General features: G+C 44.5%; 21 protein-coding genes and 1 other RNA gene. 8 read left to right on the forward strand and 14 right to left on the reverse strand.

The annotated features are described in order from the left end of the window. Positions 1-7: 7 nt before the first annotated feature. On the reverse strand, positions 8-1,663 hold the full coding sequence (gene gpmI / locus HQR03_RS08305) for a 2,3-bisphosphoglycerate-independent phosphoglycerate mutase (RefSeq protein WP_173239848.1): 1,656 nt from the start codon (positions 1,661-1,663) through the stop codon (positions 8-10). A gap of 249 nt (positions 1,664-1,912) precedes the next feature. On the opposite strand from gpmI, the gene ssrS reads away from it, so the two are divergent. Beyond that, positions 1,913-2,108, forward strand: a non-coding RNA gene (ssrS, locus tag HQR03_RS08310) — 6S RNA. 140 nt (positions 2,109-2,248) lie between these two features. Here the strand turns inward: ssrS and HQR03_RS08315 are convergent. Beyond that, positions 2,249-2,866: an FxsA family protein gene (locus HQR03_RS08315; protein ID WP_173239849.1), complete on the reverse strand. Its 618-nt coding sequence runs from the start codon at positions 2,864-2,866 to the stop codon at positions 2,249-2,251. A 153-nt stretch (positions 2,867-3,019) separates the two neighbouring features. Between HQR03_RS08315 and ruvC the strand changes: the two genes are divergently transcribed. Further along, positions 3,020-3,604, forward strand: coding sequence for a crossover junction endodeoxyribonuclease RuvC (gene ruvC, locus HQR03_RS08320; protein WP_010199263.1), 585 nt, complete (start codon positions 3,020-3,022; stop codon positions 3,602-3,604). Between the two features lie 137 nt (positions 3,605-3,741). On the opposite strand, the gene HQR03_RS08325 is transcribed toward ruvC, so the two are convergent. The 5 genes from HQR03_RS08325 to HQR03_RS08345 form a co-directional block, all read right to left on the reverse strand. Beyond that, positions 3,742-4,686 (reverse strand): META domain-containing protein, encoded by a 945-nt coding sequence (locus HQR03_RS08325; RefSeq protein WP_173239850.1) that lies wholly within the window; start codon positions 4,684-4,686, stop codon positions 3,742-3,744. 423 nt (positions 4,687-5,109) lie between these two features. Continuing rightward, positions 5,110-5,772, reverse strand: a complete 663-nt coding sequence (locus HQR03_RS08330; protein ID WP_025652821.1) for a glutathione S-transferase family protein — start codon at positions 5,770-5,772, stop codon at positions 5,110-5,112. 228 nt (positions 5,773-6,000) lie between these two features. After that, positions 6,001-6,639: a peroxiredoxin gene (locus HQR03_RS08335; RefSeq protein WP_025652820.1), complete on the reverse strand. Its 639-nt coding sequence runs from the start codon at positions 6,637-6,639 to the stop codon at positions 6,001-6,003. Positions 6,640-6,884: 245 nt separating this feature from the next. Further along, on the reverse strand, positions 6,885-7,697 hold the full coding sequence (locus tag HQR03_RS08340) for a phospholipase D family protein (protein ID WP_173239851.1): 813 nt from the start codon (positions 7,695-7,697) through the stop codon (positions 6,885-6,887). A 250-nt stretch (positions 7,698-7,947) separates the two neighbouring features. Further along, positions 7,948-9,687, reverse strand: coding sequence for a glutamine--tRNA ligase/YqeY domain fusion protein (locus HQR03_RS08345; protein WP_173239852.1), 1,740 nt, complete (start codon positions 9,685-9,687; stop codon positions 7,948-7,950). A 366-nt stretch (positions 9,688-10,053) separates the two neighbouring features. Between HQR03_RS08345 and HQR03_RS08350 the strand changes: the two genes are divergently transcribed. Continuing rightward, positions 10,054-10,569 carry a peptidylprolyl isomerase gene (locus HQR03_RS08350; RefSeq protein ID WP_025652817.1) on the forward strand — a complete coding sequence of 172 codons (516 nt, stop codon included), beginning with the start codon at positions 10,054-10,056 and terminating at the stop codon, positions 10,567-10,569. 168 nt (positions 10,570-10,737) lie between these two features. Then, positions 10,738-11,598 carry a UDP-2,3-diacylglucosamine diphosphatase gene (locus tag HQR03_RS08355; RefSeq protein ID WP_173239853.1) on the forward strand — a complete coding sequence of 287 codons (861 nt, stop codon included), beginning with the start codon at positions 10,738-10,740 and terminating at the stop codon, positions 11,596-11,598. A 122-nt stretch (positions 11,599-11,720) separates the two neighbouring features. On the opposite strand, the gene orn is transcribed toward HQR03_RS08355, so the two are convergent. Next, positions 11,721-12,308 (reverse strand): oligoribonuclease, encoded by a 588-nt coding sequence (gene orn / locus HQR03_RS08360; RefSeq protein WP_025652815.1) that lies wholly within the window; start codon positions 12,306-12,308, stop codon positions 11,721-11,723. A gap of 246 nt (positions 12,309-12,554) precedes the next feature. Between orn and rsgA the strand changes: the two genes are divergently transcribed. From rsgA to secB, 4 genes are all read left to right on the forward strand, one after another. Next, positions 12,555-13,658, forward strand: coding sequence for a ribosome small subunit-dependent GTPase A (gene rsgA, locus HQR03_RS08365; protein WP_173239854.1), 1,104 nt, complete (start codon positions 12,555-12,557; stop codon positions 13,656-13,658). Positions 13,659-13,815: 157 nt separating this feature from the next. After that, entirely contained in the window at positions 13,816-14,271 is a 456-nt protein-coding gene (locus HQR03_RS08370; protein WP_025652813.1) for a rhodanese-like domain-containing protein, read from the forward strand. A 309-nt stretch (positions 14,272-14,580) separates the two neighbouring features. Beyond that, entirely contained in the window at positions 14,581-14,844 is a 264-nt protein-coding gene (gene grxC, locus HQR03_RS08375) for a glutaredoxin 3 (protein WP_025652812.1), read from the forward strand. 253 nt (positions 14,845-15,097) lie between these two features. Beyond that, positions 15,098-15,550: a protein-export chaperone SecB gene (secB, locus tag HQR03_RS08380; protein ID WP_173239855.1), complete on the forward strand. Its 453-nt coding sequence runs from the start codon at positions 15,098-15,100 to the stop codon at positions 15,548-15,550. Between the two features lie 192 nt (positions 15,551-15,742). Here secB and adk read toward each other — a convergent pair whose 3' ends face one another. The 6 genes from adk to HQR03_RS08410 form a co-directional block, all read right to left on the reverse strand. Then, positions 15,743-16,411, reverse strand: a complete 669-nt coding sequence (gene adk / locus HQR03_RS08385) for an adenylate kinase (protein ID WP_173239856.1) — start codon at positions 16,409-16,411, stop codon at positions 15,743-15,745. Between the two features lie 216 nt (positions 16,412-16,627). Continuing rightward, entirely contained in the window at positions 16,628-17,908 is a 1,281-nt protein-coding gene (gene ccmI / locus HQR03_RS08390; RefSeq protein WP_173239857.1) for a c-type cytochrome biogenesis protein CcmI, read from the reverse strand. After that, entirely contained in the window at positions 17,905-18,408 is a 504-nt protein-coding gene (locus HQR03_RS08395; RefSeq protein ID WP_374190022.1) for a cytochrome c-type biogenesis protein, read from the reverse strand. Before HQR03_RS08395 ends, ccmI begins: the two co-directional genes overlap by 4 nt. A gap of 140 nt (positions 18,409-18,548) precedes the next feature. Next, positions 18,549-19,187 (reverse strand): DsbE family thiol:disulfide interchange protein, encoded by a 639-nt coding sequence (locus HQR03_RS08400; protein ID WP_173239858.1) that lies wholly within the window; start codon positions 19,185-19,187, stop codon positions 18,549-18,551. A 1-nt stretch (position 19,188) separates the two neighbouring features. Further along, a complete protein-coding gene (locus tag HQR03_RS08405; protein ID WP_173239859.1) occupies positions 19,189-21,219 on the reverse strand; it encodes a heme lyase CcmF/NrfE family subunit in 2,031 nt (676 codons plus the stop codon). Between the two features lie 257 nt (positions 21,220-21,476). Continuing rightward, positions 21,477-22,811, reverse strand: coding sequence for a DUF445 domain-containing protein (locus HQR03_RS08410; RefSeq protein ID WP_173239876.1), 1,335 nt, complete (start codon positions 22,809-22,811; stop codon positions 21,477-21,479). Positions 22,812-23,427 lie beyond the last annotated feature (616 nt).

Consider the following 23,427-nt stretch of genomic DNA (forward strand, 5'->3'; position numbering starts at 1 on the left):
GACTGAATCACGATACTGGAATCAATAGGTTTTCACCCGTCATTTCTTCTGGCGCAGTGATATTCATCAATGACAAGATGGTCGGTGCGATATCGCTAAGCTTACCGCCACTACGTACTTGTACTTTTTGCTCACCAATATAAATCAGAGGCACATGCTCGGTGGTATGTTGGGTATGCACCTGCCCACTTTCGTAGTCTTGCATTTGCTCAACATTGCCATGGTCAGCGGTAATGAGCATATCGCCGCCAGCTGCTCGTACTGCTGACTCAATACGGCCAACACAGACATCTAACGCCTCTACCGCTTGCACGGCTGCTTCAAAGATACCGGTATGCCCTACCATATCACCATTGGCATAATTGACAATCAATACATCATATTTGCCCGACTCAATTGCTGCTACCAACTTATCGGTCACTTCAGGAGCGCTCATTTCTGGCTGCAAGTCATAAGTGGCGACATCTGGCGACGGCACAAGAATACGTGTCTCGCCTTTATACTCTGCTTCGCGACCACCACTAAAGAAAAACGTCACGTGCGCGTATTTTTCAGTTTCGGCTATGCGCAGTTGCGTTTTACCTTGCTCTTGCAAATATTCACCCAGCGTATTGGTCAGAGAGGTTGGGTAATAAGCAATACTGGTCTTCGGGCTATCAGCTAAAATGTCTGAGTACTTGGTCAACATGACAAACGCCGCCAACTTTGGTTGCTTATGACGGGCAAAACCTGAAAACTCATGATCTGGCAGCACAAACGCTTGCGCTAGCTCACGGGCGCGGTCAGCACGGAAATTCATAAAGATAAGTGCATCATTATCATCGACAGTATAAGGCGTGTCGCCGCTCTCGATCACGGTAGTCGGATTGATAAACTCATCAGTTTCGCGGGCTTTGTAGGCAGCTTGGACAGCACCATCAGCACGGGTAGATAGACGATCAGCTTTACCTTCCGTAATAAGCTCATAGGCCTTCTGTACTCGATCCCAGTGATTGTCACGATCCATCGCATAGTAGCGACCGATGATACTGGCAATCTGTACGCGACCTTCATAATGGGCATTGAGCTTGTTCAAATACTCACGCAGACGATTGATATACTTATCAGCAGACTTAGGCGGCGTATCACGACCATCTAAAAAACAATGGACAAAAACGTTTTTGGCACCGTGTACCAACGCCGAATGACACATTCCTTCGATATGGTCTTGATGCGAATGCACGCCACCATCAGACAGTAAGCCCATGATATGCACATTGCCGCCAAGCTCGTTCGCCGCTTTTACGGCATCGACCAAGGCTTCGTTTTTATAGAACTCGCGATTGGCAAGCTCACTTGAGATACGCGTTGAGTCTTGATATAGCACACGACCAGCACCTAGGTTCATATGTCCCACTTCAGAGTTACCAAACTGACCATCTGGCAAACCAACATCTTCACCTGACGCCGAAATCAATCCATGCGGATATTGTTGGTAGATCTTATCTAGATTCGGCATATTAGCCGCAGCAATGGCGTTATCCTTGTCTTCTTCACGATGACCAAAGCCGTCCAATATCATTAAGACATGCGGTGTTTTTTTATGCTGTGCGCTTTCTTGCTTGCTATCAAGCTGCGCCTGATTGTCGTCAATAGATTCAGATTGTTGCTGGGTACTGGTCATAGATTACCGCTCCTCAAGTGAATGAACGCCTATACTGCTATATTAGGATGTCGAAAGTTGTCTATATTAGCATACATCTTGAAATTGCTGAAAAACTGCGCGTTTATCCTGCTGTTTCAACGCTTTCAAGCCTTTTCTTCTATTAGTTATTGTATAAAATACCGCTGCTATGATTGCTGCGCATTTCTAAAGAGACGTATAAATCTGTAAACCGCGCTTGCAATCAGCTATGCCATTGGTTAAGATAAATCTATTCTGAAGTGTTGGCTAGTAGATGTTTATTCCCTGAGCCGATAATGCTTTACCAGGATGTGGTACCTATTGCTTCATTGTGTATGCCTGCACCGCTTGCGGTGTATCAGGAAACCTGCAGAGGCAATGACGCATCCGCCCTGAACTTCACGGTTCATGGGTCACCATCTTACGGCGGCACTTCGGTTGTTATATTCGGTTAGTTGTCTCTCTATTTATATTCACTAGGTTTATTAATACCTATAAGTTTGTAAAAAGCTGATAACAACCACCAAAAAGCCCCTCTCGTCACTGACGTAAGGGGCTTTTTTATGTTCGATTTTTCACTAACTTTTATTCATCATTAGCAGATTTGGTAATCTTTTTGACATCTTTAGGTATATTTTTTGCCGTGCCGTCAACAGTTGTATGCTGCTTGAACACATCCCCAAACGGATTTTGTTGTTGTTGTTGACCGAATGGGTTTTGACCATTAATACCGCCACCAAATGGATTTTGTCCACCCATACCACCTGCACCGCCGAACGGGTTTTGACCGCCGCCCATCTGTTTGGCCATCATCTCCATCATTTTTTGTTGGTTGTTCATGACGTAATTATTAGCAAAGTCTTTGAGCTTCTTTTGCACCGGCGGTAGTACCACCAATAACGCGAGCAAATCACTAAGCACACCTGGAATAAGTAGCAAAATGCCAGCCGCTGCCATGGCCACACTTTTAAGCATGGTTGATTCTTGTGGACGCATCGCTGGGTTCATCATGCCGCCCGCTTTCATTTGCTGAGCCATCGGATTTAGCGCTGCCATACCTTTACGAATAAAGGTGATACCGATGACAGCGGCGATAATGAACCACATGAATACCCACCAACCGCTCATAAACTGAGCAATTAAATACCACAGTAGCATCTCGATAATAAACCAAACGATGGCAATACCAACTATCTGACCCATAAAGTGTCGTCCTATAAAATAAAAACCAATAAATTGAGCGCCATGCAAATTAAGATGGCTAACATATGATGTATATGGGGATTGATTGCTATACTATCAAACTTAAGGCCTATTTTTAAGCCATTAAACAAAATGAGAGCAAGACGGAAGATTATGGCAATTATTATCGGGATTGACCCAGGCTCACGTATGACGGGTTATGGTATCGTGCAACAAACGGGCGATAAGCTGACGTATATTGATGCGGGTACTATTCGTACGGATACCAAAGAGATGCCTGAACGCCTAAAGCGTATTTTTAATGGCTTGACGCGTATTACTCAGCACCATTTAAAATATGCAGAAGAGCCTATCTATACGGCAATTGAACAAGTATTCATGGCAGAAAACCCAGACTCTGCGCTGAAACTTGGGCAAGCAAGAGGCGCAGCCATCGCCGCGATGGTGGCACTGGATTTGGAAGTATCAGAGTATACCGCACGCCAGATTAAACAGGCGGTTTGCGGTTATGGTGCCGCAGCCAAAGAACAAGTACAGGAGATGGTCTGCCGCATACTGTCTTTAGATGTCGTGCCACAACAAGATGCCGCTGATGGTCTTGCCTGCGCCATTTGTCATGCGCACTCAAGCCATTCAATGAACAAATTGCTCCTAAATAGCGCCATGCGTGGACGCGGGGCCTCTAAGAAAAAAGGACGCTGGCGTTTAACCGAAGAAGACTTAGGTAACTTACGATAAGATAAGAAGCCAAAATATAATAAAATAAAGAAAATCTCCATAAAAAAACACGCGATCAAATGATGCGTGTTTTTGGTTTAAACCAATGCTGTTAATAGTTTTTGAAAACCAGCATCTAAATAAAGCTGTTGACCAACTTACTCTACCACAGAACTTTCAATCACCGCATCCAATACATAGGCGTACGCTTCGGTTGACTCATTATCAGGATTTTCGATGTCATTGACTTGATAGCGTTGTAGGCGTAGTACTTCTTCGTGCATGCCGTCGTGCTGGTAGCCATCAATATCACCGTTGAATGCCGTCCACTCACCTTCGCTGGTTTTCAGGCCTTGATCATCATAAGTGACAGGCTTGACTTGCAGGCACATACTCGAATCACCATCGCCACAAGCCACTTTTTCACTATTCACGGCCCAAAATACGGTCTTGCCTTTACCACTGTACTTTGCTTGTGCCGTAAGCCTACCCGTCCAAACCAAAGTCATCGAATCATTGGTCACTTGCGTCAATAGTGGAGGCTCACCTGCAGACACAGACAGCTCACTATTACCTTGCATCAACGTATTCAACAGATTTTCTGCACTATCAAGATCGCCACAAGACATCTTGGTACTCATACTGTCTTCGGTCGTCAGTGTCTGGGCTTGTAACTCGTAGCCAGCACTCATCGTATTGCAACCAACGCTATAACTTAAGGTGTTTTGACCTTGATGTTGATTGAATAATAGCGTCACCTGGTCGTTAATATTCATTAGTGGTGCTAATGCTTGAGCGCTCGCATCCTTGGCAGTCAAGAGTGTCCAACGATAGCGAGCGAGGTTGGCAATCATTTGTTGTTCTGGGCTAAGTTCGGCGACCTTAGACGCGTCTACTGTCTCGTCAATATCAGACTCATTAATATCAGCGCCATTCTCAATCTCCGCTGCACTACCGATGACCTCTGCACTTTGCGTAGTGTCTGACGCCTCATTTTCGGCAGGTGGCGCGTTCTTCTGACACGCTCCCAATGTCAGGATTACTGCCAATACACTGGGCAATAACAGTAATTTTGTGGTGGGTTGTGTCTTCATACCTACCATATTACATCCCTCTTACTAAGGTTATAGTCAATCTTATATAAATTGGATACGCTGTCCGCCTTGCTTAGCCTACTAGCTGTAGTACTTTGGCTCGCTTTCCTTGTCTCCAAACTATATATTGATCGACTATATCTAATATCTACTTTTACTGTATTAACTTATAAAGATTTTTATCTTTATTTATATCGATAAAACTAATAGCAGCAATCCGGTACAATTTAACTACTATAACCTCGATCCTATTGTCTTATGTAATGAAACGTTTCGTTTTATTAATTGTTTTTTAAGTCCGCCTTCTAAATGGACATAGTAAGTCCAAAAAAAATAGGGATGATCAACAGATTTTGTTAACCATCCCTATTTGGACGTTCAGTACACAGCACAAAATATTTAGGGCTTTAGCAGATAAGGATTAAATGTTCACTATTCATTAGCTTCCGTAGGCTTCGCTTTTGCCATTTTTTTAATGCTAAAGCGCTCATGCATTCTCGCATAAAACTGCGCAAGGTTTTCGCCATGGGCAGTAGGATCTACTTTTAATGCTTTGCCAAAGTCCAAGCCTAGATATAGCACGATATCTGCAAAGCTCAGTTGATCCCCGACCAAATAGTCATGACCTTCTAGGCTGGTTTCAAAGTATGCCAAAGCTTTGACCGCACGAGCGATGGATGGTGCTACAAATTCAGGGACTTGCTCAACACGTTGTGCCTTTGATGGATGGCTGTGTTGAAAGGCCAACATCAAGTTATAAAGCACTTCAAACTCCGCAATACGGCGCATCGAACAGACTTGTGCACGCTGAACCACATCATTGCCCATCACTGAGCGCTCACCATAAACGCGGTCAAGGTATTCACAAACCGCCTGCGAATCATTGAGCACTGTGCCATCATCTAGGGTTAAAACTGGCACTGTCTGCATGGGATTTATCTTAGTAAAAGCCTCTGACATCTGTTCTTTGGCAGCAAAATCAATGTCGACCACATCGATATCATCCATATCATCGACATCGATACCTTTTGAGGCAAGTAATATAAGGGCTTTTCGAGGGTTGGGTGCAGTACGAGTTATATATAGTTTTTTCATGGTAAATTCCTTTTAAGTATTATTTCCGAAAAGAACGATAACGGTAAATTTTTATGACTATCGTTGTATCATCAAAGCGCAGAAGCTTGTTATTGCTCGCTTAGCACAGTGACTATTGGTTTTTATCATAGCAAAACCTTGTCGCTGCTTGTGATATGAATGGTAAAAAACCCCATAACAGTAAGTTATAGGGTTTTTATTTTTTAAGCAATTGCAAAAACGCTCACTTTATTTATTAGGTGCTGGCGTGGTGCGCAAATAAGGCTTAATTTCTGTATGACCTTTAGGATAATTGGCTGCGATGTCTTCATTCTTTACGCTTGGTGGAATGATAACATCATCGCCGTCCTTCCAATCGACCGGCGTAGCGACGTTATATTTATCAGACAACTGCATGGCGTCAATGACTCGTACAATCTCGTCAAAGTTACGGCCACAGCTGGCTGGATAGGTTAAGGTCAAGCGTACCTTTTTGTTAGGGTCGATGATAAAGACACTTCTAACCGTCGCTGTATTATCCGCATTGGGGTGAATCATGTCATAAAGATTGGCTACTGTGCGCTCAGAGTCTGCAATGATAGGAAAGTTGACAGCAGTTCCTTGAGTCTCTTCAATATCGCTAACCCAGCCTTTGTGATCTTCTAAGCCATCAACTGATAAAGCGATCGCCTTTACATTGCGCTTTTGAAACTCGCCGCCTAATGCCGCAGTACGACCAAGCTCAGTGGTACATACTGGTGTATAGTCTGCAGGATGCGAAAAGAAAACGACCCAGCTGTCGCCTGCCCAATCGTAAAAATTGATATCGCCTTCTGTGGTTGTGGCGTCAAAATTCGGTGCGCTGTCACCTAAACGTAAATGTGCCATGCTTAATTCCTTAACTATCGTTAGTGATGAGCGCTAGTATCTAAAAGCTAATATTAAAAGGTTAGCATCTAAAGAAGGTCATGCGCTCTATTATTATCATTGACGTGTAGCGCTATAAAAATAACGGAGTACCCGTCAGGAAATCCTATTTCATCTTAACAAACTGGTTATGAATGTCTTGTGACGGATTGTAATGCGCTTATGCCATTTAGGTCTAAACGCATAAGCTCCGATGAAACCTGCATCTATACCACCATCCCAGAGTCCCATAAACAAAACTCGCCAAATTTACCACGTTTGCTGGTACCACCAGCCGCACGGCCAGTATCCGTCAATACCAACTCGCCTTCTTGCTCTATTAGATAGCCTGCGGCAAGGAGCTTATCGTTTAACTCTTGCGTCTTAAAGCCCAACTCTTTCGCCAGCTTCGCCGTCGTCAGCTTAGAATAATTAGGCGTTGCCGCTTCTGTAGCGTTACTGGCAACTGAGTCTGTGCTTACCTTGCCAGCACTAGATAGCATACTGGACGTATTTCTCGACCCATTCTTAGAATCTTTATTAGCGCCATTATTAGAGCCGTTGTTAAGGGCGCTCTTGTTATCGCTATCATGTACTTTTTCAAGTGACATGCGCACTTCATCACTGATACGAATAATGCGCTGCGCTTCCTCATAAGTATCAGCATATAATTTGGCATCTTCATTACGATAAATAAGCACCCCCATCTCATTATTATTCACTTGGCTAAACTCATAGAGATTGAGGCTGGTAATGATGCATTCATTTTCATTAAGGTAGCATTTGGCATGCAAGTTTTTGCAAAAGCTAGTACGAATAAAGGTCAGGTTTTTTAGCCAATTAATCTCTTCTGGATGTAAATCATTTTTGCCATAGACAATACGGATATCGATTTTGAGACGATTACGGTCTTCTAACAGCTCTTTAATACGCTCATTTAACTTTAAGTAGGGGCTAATAATAATCAATCTGTCAGACGCATTTTTAATCAATTCTTCTAGATGATACGTCGTCCCGCTGCTATTTAAAAATTTTGCCATGATTGCACCCTCACACCTTACGATTAAAATTTACACTTATACCATTCACAAAAACTTGAGTAGTAAGGAAAACGCATGCCAGTACTATATTTATTAGACTAAGCAAGTTTGACAAAACTAATCGTATTTTTTGGGTTTGGTATTATCCACAAAAAAGCCCATCCCTAGCGTACTAGAAATGGGCCAGCTTGCAAACTACTTTTGTTTAGTATTGTCTCAAATAAACGCTAGTAGCGCTAATCGCAATAAATTAAGCCGGTTTATAGCTGTCACGTAAGCTGACGATTTGATTAAAGACAGGCTGGTCACTGCTGTGCTCTTCGCTATCAGAGATAAAATAGCCTTCACGCTCAAACTGAAAGCGTGTGCCAGCATCCGCATTGACCAATGATGGCTCAACCACGGCATTTAGCTTGGTCAACGAGTTAGGATTCAATGCTTGATGCACGTCAGCGACGCTACTCGGATCTTCGACACTGAATAGCTGCTCGTATAAGCGCACGGTGGCTGGAACCCCTTGGCTGGCCGATACCCAATGAATCACACCTTTGACCTTACGACCTTCAGGGTTATTGCCTAGCGTTGCCGGATCAATCGTTGCTTTTAGCTCAACGACATTGCCTGCATCATCTAGCACATGCTCAGTCACAGCCAAGACATAGGTATTACGCAGACGGATTTCTGGTTTTTCCGGTGATAGACGCTTATAACCTGCTGGCGGCTCAATCTCGTAGTCGCCTTGATCGATATAAAGCGTCTCGGTAAACGGAATCTCACGCTCACCCATATCAACATTAGGATGGTTTGGCTGCGTCAACCATAAGGTTTGCGTCTCAGCGTCAAAACGCGCATTGACGCTATCTGCTTTGAGCGTTTCCCACTGGCTGACCGCATCGCTAAAGTTTGTAATTGTGACTTTTAACGGCTTAAGTACTGCCATGCCACGTGCCGTGGTATTGTCTAACGACTGACGAATACTAAACTCTAGCAGACGCATATCGGTCACACCATCCGCTTTAGAGATACCAACTCGATCACAAAAGTCACGTAAGCCTTCAGGCGTATAGCCACGGCGACGCATACCAGCGACGGTCGGCATACGCGGATCATCCCAGCCATCGACAATACCCTCATCGACCAATTGCTTGAGCTTACGCTTACTGGTCAAGGTATGGTCGACATTGAGGCGTGAGAACTCATACTGATGCGGTGGTTGCTCGAAGCCGATTTTATTGACGATCCAATCATAAAACGGACGATGATCTTCAAACTCTAGCGTACATAACGAATGGGTAATGCCTTCTAGCGCATCTGACAACGGATGGGCAAAATCATACATAGGATAGATGCACCATTTATCACCGGTCTGATGATGTTCTTGATGCATCACACGATAGATAATGGGGTCGCGCATGTTCATATTGGCATCAGACATGTCAATTTTGGCACGCAATACCGCTTTGCCGTCTTCGAACTTACCGTTTTTCATGTCTTCGAACAACTTTAAGTTGTCTGCGACACTGGCATCACGCTGTGGTGACGGTTTGCCGGCTTCATTAAATGAGCCACGATTATCGCGGATTTGCTCTGGAGTTTGTAAGTCGACATACGCATCACCCTGCTCAATCAATTGTACCGCCCACGCATACAACTGGTCAAAGTAGCTAGAAGCATGTAGCGCCTCGCCTGCCCAGTCAAAGCCCAACCACTGCACATCGTTTTTGATATTGTCGATGTAATCTTGTTTTTCTGCGGTTGGATTGGTGTCGTCGTAGCGCAAATGACAGATGCCACCAAACTCTTTAGCGACGCCAAAGTTTAGACAGATAGATTTAACGTGACCCAAGTGCAAGTAGCCGTTTGGCTCAGGCGGAAAACGGGTTACAATCTGCTGGTATTTTTGCGCATTGACATCGTCACGAATGATATTACGAATAAAGTCGTTTTTTTGTTCATCTTTCTGTACATTGTTGTTTGAGTGCTCACTCATCGGGCATTGCTCCTAACGCAAATTGTCCATTCATGCCGCGTGCCATCACGCCCCATGAAAAATTAAACCAAGCTGTTAAGACTAACCAATAAAATCAAATAGTTAGCATTAAGGTATTAAAAATAAATGGTCAAAAACTCAGTTATTAAAATTGGGGTGTCAAAATTAACGTATTGACACTGGCGTTCAAAAACCATTAAAAAGGGAAAGTTGCGTTATTCTATCAGCTTTTGCAAATGCATTAACAGCCTGATACATGACAGACGACAAAAAAGCCGTTAGACTAACGCTAACTTTTAACCACCAACTTTTTATCCACCACTTAACAGCGTCATTTTAGGCGCTGCAATCAAAAAGGATTATCCCATGGTAGACATGCCACCAGTAGTAGAACTTGACACCAGTATGGGTGCGATCGTTATCGAACTCAACGAAGAAAAAGCACCAAAAACGGTAGAGAACTTTTTAAACTATGTAAAGTCTGGTCATTATGACGGCACGATTTTTCATCGCATTATTGATGGCTTTATGATTCAAGGCGGCGGAATGGACGCCGAAATGAATGAAAAAGCAACCAACGCACCCGTTGAAAACGAAGCGGACAATGGTCTAAAAAACGACAAAGGTACGATTGCGATGGCGCGTACGCAAGATCCGCATTCAGCAACCAGCCAGTTTTTCGTTAACGTCAAAGACAACGACTTCCTAAACCACTCTGGCAAAAACATGCAGGGTTGGGGCTATACGGTATTTGGTAAAGTAACCAGCGGTATGGACGTCATCGAAAAAATGCGCGGCGTACCAACGGGTCGTTTCGGCATGCATGCTGACGTACCAAAAGAGCCAGTCATTATCAATTCAGCGACTATAGTCTCTGAATAAGTTGTTTCTGAATAAGCAACTTGAACGAGTACATTTTTAATAATCTATAGTGAAACAAATATGAATCTAGTACAAGGAAGACAAGCGAAAATTGTACGACTAGTACAGTAAGCGAGTCTGACGCCATAATAGGTTTATATTTGGTTTACTACATTAGGACAAGGATAAATGCAAAGTTTTGACCACCTAATTACCACCCGCCCTCATAGCGTGCGGCAAGTATTGATTAGCGATTTGCATTTATCACCGGAAGAGCCTGCCTTAGTGCAGGCTTTTTTGGCGCTGCTCGATGATTGCCTTGCTCTGCCTGCGTTAAAACGTTTGTTTATCTTAGGCGATTGGTTTGAGGTTTGGCTGGGTGATGATGTTTATTTGTCCTTATCAGAAGACGAGCGTCAAACCCATTGGCTCACACCATTAATTGTCAAATTAAAAAAACTACGGATCGCAGGTTGCGAGATTTTAGTCATGCATGGTAATCGTGACTTTTTATTAGGGCAGCCATTTTGCAATTTATTTGGCGGTGAGCTGATTAACGAGCCTTACCCTGTAGCGGTTGGACAGCAGAATTATCGCTTAGAGCATGGCGACGCGCTATGTACTGATGATAAGAAATATCAGTTTTTTCGCAAAGTGATGCGTAACCCGTTAATCCAGTGGTATTTGCTGAATAAACCGCTAAAAAAACGCCTGGCTATCGCAGAGAACATGCGTAAAAAAAGTCAAAAAAATAACGCCAATAAAGCGGCGCATATTATGGACGTTAATGAAAAATCAGTGGCAGCCGCAGTGAATAATCACGATGCGCTATTACACGGACATACTCATCGTCCAGATATTCATCAGACGGCTAATGACAAAATCCGTTACGTTCTTGGTGATTGGCGCTTGCTCGACGAAGACAAACGTCAACCCAAAGTCGTGGTGGTCGTTGGCGCAATTACGACAGAAGGTGAAGATTCAGCAAGCAACCATTCTAAAGGTAACAATACTGAATTTGGCTTGTTTGAATTTAAATATTCAGTGTAGAGTTCGCCTCATCAAGTACCCTTCATTTAAAAGAAAAAGGGTCTGTTGCATAAGTAACAGACCCTTTTTTATAGCTTTTCACATTTCACATTCTGCGAACCGTTATTCTGCTCACCATTATCCTAAGGCATGAGTTTAAAGAAATGCTGACGATAATGTTTTAGCTCACGGATAGAATCGCGAATATCGTCTAAGGCTAAATGACTGCCACCTTTTTCAAAATTTCTGAGAATATCAGGACGCCAGCGAAAGCACAGCTCTTTAATCGATGAGACATCCAGGTTGCGATAGTGGAAAAATCGCTCAAGCTCTGGCATTTGACGCGCCATAAAGCGGCGATCTTGGCAGATTGAGTTACCACACATGGGCGACTTACCACTATCGACCCATTTATTAAGGAACTTAATGGTTTCAGCTTCTGCTTCTGCCAAGGTCACGGTACTACGGCGTACACGGTCAACCAAGCCTGATTGGCCATGTTGCTTGGTATTCCAGTCATCCATTTTATTTAACACTTGATCCGATACCTTGATCGCAAACACAGGCCCTTCGGCAAGGACATTGAGATCCTCATCCGTCACCACGGTAGCAATCTCGATGATTTCATCGTTGATGGTATCAAGTCCGGTCATTTCTAGGTCAATCCATACCAACCCTTTTTTACCTTGATTTTTGATTTTGATTTTATTGGGATGGTCGCCGGTAGTCATAAAATATCCTATGGTCAATAAAGTTTGAGACAGTTTTGCAGCTGAGACAATTTTGTAGCAATGTTACTTAAATAAATCATCAATAGCTGGCAATGTGCAAATGACATGGCGATGCGCCTATTAGCTCGTAACGCCTAAAAAAACTCAAACATTACAAAACCACTGTCTGGCACAAGCGCTTTAGGCTGTATGTTAGCAAATTTTCACGCTACACTTAGCAATATTTTTTTAATAGGTCACACTCCCATGGCATTAATCCGGCAACGCAAGCTGACTAAACAACAGATTCGTCGCATCGACAAACAACAGCTGGACAGTCAAGACAGCATCGATGACAGTTTGATGGATGGCGTGGTCATGGCGCATTATGGTAAGCAATTAGAAGTACAAGTGACCAGCTTGCCCGCTGTCATTCCAGTGCAGCCGGAGGTTGCGCCTGACGACCCTGAGCCGTTTTGGCAGGAGCTGGGGCTAGGCGATATTTGGCGTTGTCACGTACGTACCAACTTGCCGATGTTGGCCGCTGGTGACCAAGTACGCTGGAACGCCGACCCTAACACTGGCTTTGGACGTATCGAATCCGTCAAACCGCGCACCTCGCTGGTTTCGCGTCCTGACCGTTATCATAAGCTCAAACCCGTCGCTGCCAATGTCGATATTCTCGCCATTGTGTTTGCGCCGCTACCTGCTGCTGCACCGACCCTCATTGATCGCTATTTGGTCGTTTGTCATCATGCGGGTGTAAGACCTCTACTCGTCCTTAATAAAGCTGATTTACTGGCGCAAGAAAACGGCGTCGATACTAGTGAATTATTGGCGCAATATGCGGCGCTTGGTTATGAAAGTGTATTGACCTCTGTTGACTGCCCAGAAAATATTGCTGATAGCGATGAGCAAGAAGGGTTAGATGAGCTAAAGCGCTACATCGATAAAAAATTGGTGATTTTTGCGGGTCAGTCTGGTGTCGGTAAAAGCAGCTTAATCAATGCGCTATTACCAGCCTCTGGGCAAATCGTCAATATCATCTCGGAGAACTCAAAGCTTGGTCAACATACCACCACTACGAGCCGCTTGTTACCCTTCCAGCCCGAAGATTTAACCCAAGGCGGAATCGTTGATACCCCAGGTATTCGCGAATATGGCATTTGGCATTTGACGCCAGATGATATCATTTCAGGCTTTGTGGAGCTTGCGCCACTGGCAGGTGATTGCCAGTTCCGTGATTGTCGGCACACTCACAACAGCAAAGGCTGCGCGTTATGGCAAGCGGTCGCTGATGGTGAAGTGTTGCAGCGCCGCGTTGAGAACTTGGTCACGTTAAGAGAAGAAGCGGACACTAAGCCTTATTAAGCATTGTCTTACTCATACATTGTCTTATTAAGCGCTGAACCCTAGGTTGAGCATCACACGTTTACTATAGATGGCCTTATCGGTATAATAGCGCCTTGTTCGCAATCGTTAGGCTGTCTTCTCAGCTTAATAGAACACTTATTTTTGGAGGTATGTTTTGGATCGTGCGCTAGAATTTGTGGGCAACCACCCGTTTTTATTTGGCATATTGGCCGTACTTGCCGTACTGTTCTTTGCCATCGAAAACAAACGTAGCGGTAAGAAAATATCGCCCAATAGCCTTGGGATGATGGTGAACTCGCAAAACGCGCAGCTTATCGATATTCGCGCCAAAAAGAAGTTTGAGACCGGTTATATCCAAGGCAGCCGCAACATACCTTTTACTGACCTCAAAGACCGCATCGAAGAGATTCGTGCAATTGAGCAGCCAGTCATCATCATTTGCGATATGGGCGTGCAAGCAGGCGCAGCCATCCAAATGATTGGCAAAGACAGTGTTTACCGCTTAGAAGGCGGTGTGGGCGGTTGGCAAAGTGCTGGCATGCCATTGGTCGGTGTAAAAGATGCCAAGTCTAAAAATAAAGGCAAGGCAAAACCGAGCTTGCATAAGTAGTTTGCATAACTTGCTTAAAATTACTGAATTAAATAGCTTGTTTAGCCTACGCGCTCGTTCTCACTGCTAGTAGCGCAAAATTCGAAAAAAGACACTTCTTTATTGGGTGTCTTTTTTTGTGTGGCATTTACGCTACTGTCACAGCTTTTGGACTGGATTGGCTTGAATTTATCCTACCCATCCCCACTTTATAATGAGCATACGCAATTACATTTGCCATTTACTCGTTGGTGACGGATTATAATATTTTTTATAACATGAGTGTTTATAATAAAACTGTCGCCAAAAACCAATAAATAAGGATTTACCATGACTGTATCTGTTAAAGTTTATACCACCCCTATCTGCCCTTACTGCTCAAACGCCAAACAACTACTAAAATCTAAAGGCGTTGATTACGAAGAAGTCGGCATGCATGACATCAGCAGCGAAGAACGCCAAGCGCTAATGAAAAAAACCAATAACTACCGCACTGTGCCACAGATTTTCGTCGGTGACACTTTCGTCGGTGGGTTTGATGAGCTGAATCAAATGAATCAACAGGGCAAACTTGACGAGCTATTAGCAGGTTAATCTGCTAACTTTGCTGACGGTCTCTCTTTACCTGTGCTATCTTTACGTTGGTGAAAACCACCTGTGTCAGAATCGCAGGTGCAAATACCGCATGTATAACGTGCATAAAGAGAGACAATGGCAAATAAAAAATATTGGTAAAAAACATCGAGATCATATCGAAATAACTTCAAAATAACTTCGAAACATAGTCTCGATTTATATTACAATTATTGTTTGCCCACTCATTTGATTAACTTTTAGAGGAATTATCATGGCTGAAGAACAAGCACAACCACAATTGGCACTAGAGCGCATCTATGTCAAAGACATGTCACTTGAAGTACCAGGCGCAGGCGTATTCACCAAAGAGTGGAACCCTGAGCTTGATATCAATCTATCAAGCAATGCTGAAAAGCTAGACGACGATCATTATCAAGTGATTTTGACCGTTAGCGTTACTGCAAAAAATGTAGAAGAAGCGGCATTTATCGCTGAGGTGCATCAAGCGGGTATTTTCTTGCTAAAAGACATTCCAGAAGATCAAATCGGTCAAATCCTAGGTGCATACTGTCCGAACGTGCTATTCCCATATGCTCGTGAAGTCATCAGTGACATCGTGACACGTGGTAGCTTCCCGCAATTGCTACTAGCCCCTGTCAACTTTGACCAAGCTTACGCACAGAGCCAACAGCAAGCACAAGTAGATGCTCAAGGTAACGCGTAAGTATTTGAGCAAAAATGAGTTATAAGAAAGCCGTCTACTCGTCATGAGTAAGCGGCTTTTTTTATGGCTTGGTCTTGATTATTTTCAGCCAGTTTTATCATTGTTAATTTTTAGCCATAAAAAACCCCGCCAATCAGCAGGGTCTTCAATCACGTTATTTCTATAAAATTAGCAAGCAAGCGTTAGGCTCAATTAGCCTTTTAAGGCAGATAAGATCTGTTGCTTTACGTCATCAATGCCTTGGGTGCCATCGAATTTGTCATAGTTAGGCGCCGCACTACCAACATCGCCGCCTTCATTAGCTTTGGCTTGGTAAAAACCAACCAGCGTTGACGTTTGCTCATGATAAGTCGCTAAGCGATCACGAATGGTCGACTCTTTGTCATCTTCACGCTGGATAAGCGCTTCGCCAGTCACGTCGTCGATACCCTCGACCTTTGGTGGATTGTGATCGACATGATAGACGCGACCTGAGCCTGGATGTTGGCGGCGACCAGATAGGCGCTTGACGATTTCGTCATCAGGGACACTGATTTCGATCACATGATCAATCGCGACGTCTGCATCAGCAAGCGCTTGGGCTTGCGGAATCGTACGTGGAAAACCATCCAAGATACAACCATTCGCGCAATCAGGCTTAGCGATACGTTCTTTCACTAGGTTAATGATGAGATCGTCAGAAACCAAACCACCAGCATTCATAATGTCTTTGGCTTGTTTGCCAAGCTCACTACCTTCTTTGATTGCTGCACGCAGCATATCACCCGTTGAGATCTGCGGAATATCATATTCTTTAGAGATAAACTGGGCTTGGGTACCTTTACCGGCGCCTGGTGGACCTAGCAAAATAATACGCATCATTACACGACTCTCCTTAATAATTGGGATTTTGGGACAAATAAAACTCAGAGATTGGTTGATTGCAAAGCTACCTTACCTTGTGGCTTTACAAAGCTCAAGTATTTTCAGTATTACAGCGATAAGTTGCCATGACTTAGCTGTTCAAATAATGCTATTGCGCGCTGCTCGGATGGGCAACAGCGCTGGTATCAAAAGTAAAAAACATAGAAATAAAGATTAAGGAACCTGTTGATTAATGTCGACATTGACCTGATTTTGCTCAGCGCTAATCACCACAGGATTACCTGATAAATCGCCGGACTCGGCGACTGCATTACCGCTGTGACTAATACGGGCAATGACGGCCAGCTGTACCTTGTCCGCACGGGCAGATTTTAGTGTCCGTGTCGGCATCATGGCATCGAGATCGCTTAGACTGATATTAACCTCACCTTGCTTAATCACGCTAATTGGCAAACGCTTAGCAGCAAACGGCGGACCACCTTTGACATCGCGTATCGCTACAAACAAGACATCATCGGCTTTGACCAACGGTAACAAGCTAGTATTGATGGTTATTGTAACGTCAATACCTTCAGACGCTTGTTGTTGCTGAGCGCTCACATTGGCACTCAGCTCATCCAAGCTGGCCAGCGCTTGCGTATGATCCCCTGGCTTTGCTGCAATGCTAGCGCGCAGACGCGTAATCCAGCCTTGTGCTTGATCAAAGTTACTACTGCGTGCCTCACCCATTGCCATGAGCATTTGCGCGCCTTCATGCTGTGGATTTTTGGCCAGCACTCCTTCTAGAACGCGGCGGCTATTAGCATCTAATTGCCCTTTATTAGCAAAAAAGCTAATCTGCGCATAGGTCGTCGCAATCTCTTCATTATCGGGCGCTAAGCGATAGGCACGCGACAAAGCCTCTAGTGCAGAATCTGTCGCTTCTAGTGATAAGAACAGCTCGGACAAGCGCATCCAGCGATTATAATCATCAGCATGGCGATAGACGTTGGTCTGCATAGCGCTAATCAACTGTTGACCATCTTCGATGGCCCAAGCTGGCGGCTGGTCAATCCTACCTGCCAATAAATCATCAGCAACTTGACCGACTTTATCCTCGGCCGCCCACAGCTCAAATACAGGCGTGCGATCACCGACCATCAGATACGCCATCGCTGCCAACACTGGCACCCAGACTACAATGATTAACCGGCTTTTGATACCGGGCGCAATCATCGGCGTCACTACGCGCTGCGCATCTAAAAGCTGACGTTCAAGCTCAAGCTTTTGGGATTGATAATGACTATCATCAATCGTGCCAGCATCCTTATCAGTTTTTAGCTCTGCTAGACGAGCGCGAAAGACAGCGATATTAATATCGAGTAGCTGATTGTCCACGGGCTTATCTGTTGCGCGTGAGGCTCTTAACCACGGCATTATGGTGATAAAACCAAGAACTAAAGCGATAAGTAAGCTTAGGGCAATAAATAAGCCAACAGTAGAAAATAGGGTCATTTTTTGTCCTCGATGCTGGTGATGTCATGATCTGTTCTGTTGACGCTATCTTTGCTATCAGCACGTGATAACAGGCGATCAAGTTCAGCTTGTTCTGCTACCGTCAATGCAGCAGCGCCATTATTTACCGTCACGCCGCTTTGACCACTAGCAACACGCTGATGGCGCTTGCTTCGCCAAAACCAACCAACTATTAAAAGCACGAGTAATAATGGTGGAAAAAACCATAGTATCCACGTTGAGGGACGGACAGGCGGTTTATAACTGATGAAGTCGCCATAACGCTCCTGCATATAACTGCGAATCTCGGTATCACTCCGACCATCTTTGACCATATTGTAGGTTTTTTGCTTTAAATCTTGGGCAATAGGCGCATCAGAACCTGCAAGGTTTTGATTTTGGCATTTTGGACAACGAAACTCTTCAATGAGACCTCGATACTGAGCTTCTTGTTGTATAGAGTCAAAGTCGTAAACATCGATGGCGGCATAAGCGCTCATACTTATGCCCATGTTTATAGTTATACCAAGGCTTATACTTAGCAAACACGCAAATATGAAGCTAGCCAATGCTGTGGTCAGAGTTTTCATGTGCTTTGTCGGCATAGTCATTGTCTTCATAGTCATTATAGGCATCGTTATCATTTGCACGCCTCCTTGACCTGATTGGGGTCGGGACTGACATTGCGTTTATTGGCTTCGTTGAGTACCATGAGACAAGGCGTGATACGACTTTGCCAATTACTCTCATTAATCTCACCGATAATATGCTGACGAATAACCCCTTCACCATCGACCACGAAAGTCTCAGGTGCTCCCGTCAAACCTAAATCTAACGCAAACTGACCCGACAAATCCTGAATAGACATCGAGAAGGGATCGCCGCCGCGGTTAAGATATCCTAGCGCATCCCCGATGTCATCTTTGTAATTGACGCCAACCAAATTGACGCCGCGCTCTTCTAACTGCATTAAAAAAGGATGCTCGATAATACAAGTGGGACACCAAGAGCCCCAAATATTCATCAAAAACGGCTGATCAGGCAGATTGTCGTTGGTCATAATACGACTGGTATCTGACAATAACGGCAGCTCAAATGCAGGTACCGGACGCTCAAGAGCAGTATTGGTGACGATTTCAGTCGGCTGGCCCAAACGCATATAGAGCATAACCACAAAGCCTGCAAAAACGATGAGCGGAATCAGAAACCATATCTTTAGCTGCTTTTTATTGATGGTCTTATTAGCATTTTGGTTAGAGGTGTTGTTTGACGTACTCATACTAATTGTCCCCCATCTTTACTGCCGGTGCTTCCACATCTGCTACAGTCACAAAGCCTGCTGAATCCATCGCATTTTGGCTGACAGTCTTAGGCTTTTTGATGCGATAACGCTTGTCTAGCATACTTAGCAATCCACCTAGAGCCATGATAATAGCACCAAGCCATATCCAACGAATCAACGGCTTCACATAGATACGTACCGCCCATTGGTTGCTGTCTTCAGCAATTGGTTCGCCAAGTGCGACATAGACATCACGCATGAGACTGGCATCAATTGCCGCCTCAGTCATCGGCATCATACTCACCACGTAAGTACGCTTTTCAGGATACAAGGTAGTCACTGCGCGACCGTCTTTGGTCACCTCCACTTCCGCTTGCATACCATCGAAGTTACTGCCTCTGACTTCATGAAAATCCTTTACAGTAAAGTCATAACCTTGCACATGCACGCTATCATTTTCGCCCAATGCCACATCACGCTCGATGCTTAGGCTACTAGTGAAGGCGATGCCGATAACCGCTATCAACACACCAATATGTGCCGTTTGCTGACCCCAGTAGCTCAAACGCAATTGACCCAAGCCTTTAAAGAAACTCGGTGCATTTTTGGTTTTGTCTTTAAAGTCGACGACCATCCAGAACAATACCCAAAAACTAACGGCCAAAGTGACACCAATATTGAGCATAGAAGACGGGTGGACAAAGTAAGCAATAATCGCTGCCAATACTAAGCTGCTAACAGCTATGACCATACCAACGCCAAGTAATGGGCGCTTGTCTTTTTTCCAGCGGATATTAGAGCCCATACCCATCGCAATCAATAACAACCACGTTAAGGGGACAAATAGCGCATTAAAGTAAGGAGGGCCTACCGATACTTGACCCAAATTAAAGGAATCAGCAATGATAGGATATAGCGTACCCAGCAAGACCACTAAGGTAGCAATCAGAATAATGACGTTATTGATGACTAAGAATGACTCACGCGAGATAAGCTGGTACTGACTCTCGACCGTCAAACGCCAACCGCGCACTGCGAACATCAACAGGCCGCCACCAATAATAACCCCTAAGATAGCTAAGATGACTAAGCCACGAGTTGGATCAGCGGCGAACGAATGCACCGAAGTGATAACGCCAGAGCGTACTAGGAACGTGCCAAGTAAGCTCAGCGCAAAGGCAAAAATCGCCAGCATAATCGTCCATGCCTTAAAGACACCACGCTTTTCGGTCACTGCCAACGAATGTAGTAATGCCAAACCGGCAAGCCATGGCATCAGTGACGCGTTCTCTACTGGATCCCAAAACCACCAACCGCCCCAGCCAAGCTCGTAATAGGCCCACCAAGAACCCAGCGCGATACCAATGGTTAAGAAACCCCAAGCAGCGAGTGCCCATGGACGCGACCAACGCGTCCAAACGGCATCCAAGCGCCCTTCCCATAATGCTGCCATACAAAACGCAAACGGCACGACCATGCCCACATAGCCCATATATAGCATCGGCGGATGAATAATCAGACCGAAATCTTGTAGAACAGGGTTCAGATCCGCGCCATCGACAGGCAGGTTTGGCAAAGTACGATCAAACGGCGACGAGGTAAAGATTAACATCGCCAGCATCATCATCTGTACGCCAGCCAATATCACCAATACCCGCGCACGCATCGACAGCGGCAGACCACGGCTAAAGTATGACACCAAGGCACACCAAGTGGCCATGATGGTCATCCATAACAACAACGAACCTTCATGCCCGCCCCACGTTGCTGATAGCTTATAGTACCAAGGCAACAAGGTATTAGAATGCTGGGTGACGTAGACCAAGCTAAAGTCATTGTAATAAAAGCCGGCCATCAAAGCGCCAAATGAGGTAATCATGGCAGCAAACTGTGCCCATGCCAAACTTGGTGCCAAACGCTGCCAAGCAACGTGATCACGCATGACGCCAATAGTTGGCAACACCACTTGCAAAATCGCCAATATAAAGGCGGCCAGCAAGGCAAAATAACCCAATTCTGTGATTAACATATGGTCTAACCTTGTTTACCTTGGATACTATCTAAGAGTCGCCGATGGCATTTATTAGCCACTGGCGAACGCTATATAGTCCTTAATGCGGTCATAGTTTACGGTTACAAACAGAGGTTTTAATCGCTATAGAAGCCCATAAAACCCGCTACTATTATCGTGATGTACTAATACGATTTATTAATACAAAGAAGCTGTCTTACACTGGTTGTGCTTTTATTAAGTCTGTAAAAAAAGTTACTTACTGCCCTACTGCCCTACTGCATCGCTGGGAAAAACACCAACACCAGATGCAACCAACCTGCCAAAAACCCAGTCAGTCCACCCAAGACGATAAGCGTCATCTCATCTTCCCGAAACGCCGGACGTAATAAGTTCTGAAACTCATCTGGCGATAATGCGCGAATACGATCTCGGAACAGCCCAAATATCTTACTGGCACGGCTTTCATTCAACTCAGGATCACGTAGTGGCACCATGGTCGCGACGATGGATTTATCAATAATAGTATTTTTTAACTGCCCATACTCACGGCGACCCAGCCCTACTCTTAACGTCGTACTAATGACCGGCGATTCTAACACTTTATATAAGTGCGACTTCATGAGCTCACGCGTTTGTGCAGCACGGTCACCATACATCATCTCATTCATGATGTTCTCAAGCGTCACCAAATCTTTTACCACAATCTCAGCGAAAACCTCAGAGACTTCCTCTTGACGCTTCATAAAGCCGCCCTGAAAACGATACTGGCCAATATGCGGCAGCTGCGGCCTAATGAACGGGAAGCGACTTTGTAGCGCAAAAAACTTCACATACGGTATAAAGTGCGGCTCTATTGGATTAAACACCATCCAAATGGCGATCCAGTTGGTGAGAAACCCCCAAATAGCGGCAAAGAAAGGTACGGTCCAATGCTGCGGCACCACCAAAAAAATGAACATTTGCACAATACCGAAAACCAATCCAATCAGCGCACTGATATGCCAAATAAAGTTAATCTCTTTTTGGCCTACCTTCAAAAACATATCGACCATTAAGCGCCGATCGTTTTCCATGGTATTAACAATCATTTTACGCATATCGACCAAGTCTTCGACATGATAAGTCAAATCCGTCACCAGCGACTGCATGATACTGGGCAACTCTTTGTGTGCTTGGGCGTAGACGCGACGCTTTAAGGCATAGGGCAAGTTGCCCCAGAGGGCTGGCGAATGGTCGAGCATAATCTCATCAATCAGTGGCTCAAGGTTTTTATCCACGGTATCAGTGATAAAAACTGCCATTTGATCCGGCTCCATCGCCTTAAAAAACTCATCAAGCGAACCGAGCTTAGAGAGCGTTTGATCTACAATTACCCCAGATATCTTGCCCGCTTTTCGCGGCACGATACCTTGCCAGCCGATACCCGGTAGGCCAAAAAACGGAAAGTTCGGAATACGAATACCCCAAAACTTAACAGGATAAAACAGCATTTTGAGCGCCATCCACACGTGTATCCAAGTGACGAATGCCGTCACGGGTGGGATGGTTAGCATGGCAAAAAACTCTGGGTGCTCAGCTATCGTTTGCCACAATGAAGTTGCGTCCATGACTTTGTTTGTCCCTGACATGATGATTGTCGTTGCTAATAAAATATGCTTAGCAAATTAAGAACGCTCAAAAGACGTTCCCCCAAAATAACTACTAATAACCAACCGGTTCAAGACCCTGTTAATTCGTTCAAGGTACCTTTAATTGGTTTAAAATATTTTTAATTGATTTAATATTTTTGAATATAAGACAGATAAGTGCAAGTCCTATCAATGCAAGTAATACTCTATAATAGCCTGCGCGACTCTGACAGCGCGTCAATGCTATATAGAATTGACGATATAAAATAAATCGCCTGATTTTAGCATACTTGCTATTCATTAGCACACGTCGACCCTAGCCAAGTTGTGACTAGAGATGACAAGTTCTGTTGCCTCACTGGTATTGTGAAAGTAATCGTAAAAGAATCATCCTCATAATCGTAAATATCTCAAACCCATTTATCTCAATCACTCATGATGCCAACGATAAAATAAATCGCAGAGTACTGCGCCCTCGCATTTGTTCTGTTATAATTTGTGATTAATTTGCAGCGAAATTCAACACACCAGTCATTGCAAGTTAATGATTGCGCATAGCACTGTATCTGATTGAAATCATTAATCTTATCCTTTA

Source organism: Psychrobacter okhotskensis, assembly GCF_013248965.1.
Lineage (GTDB): Bacteria > Pseudomonadota > Gammaproteobacteria > Pseudomonadales > Moraxellaceae > Psychrobacter > Psychrobacter okhotskensis.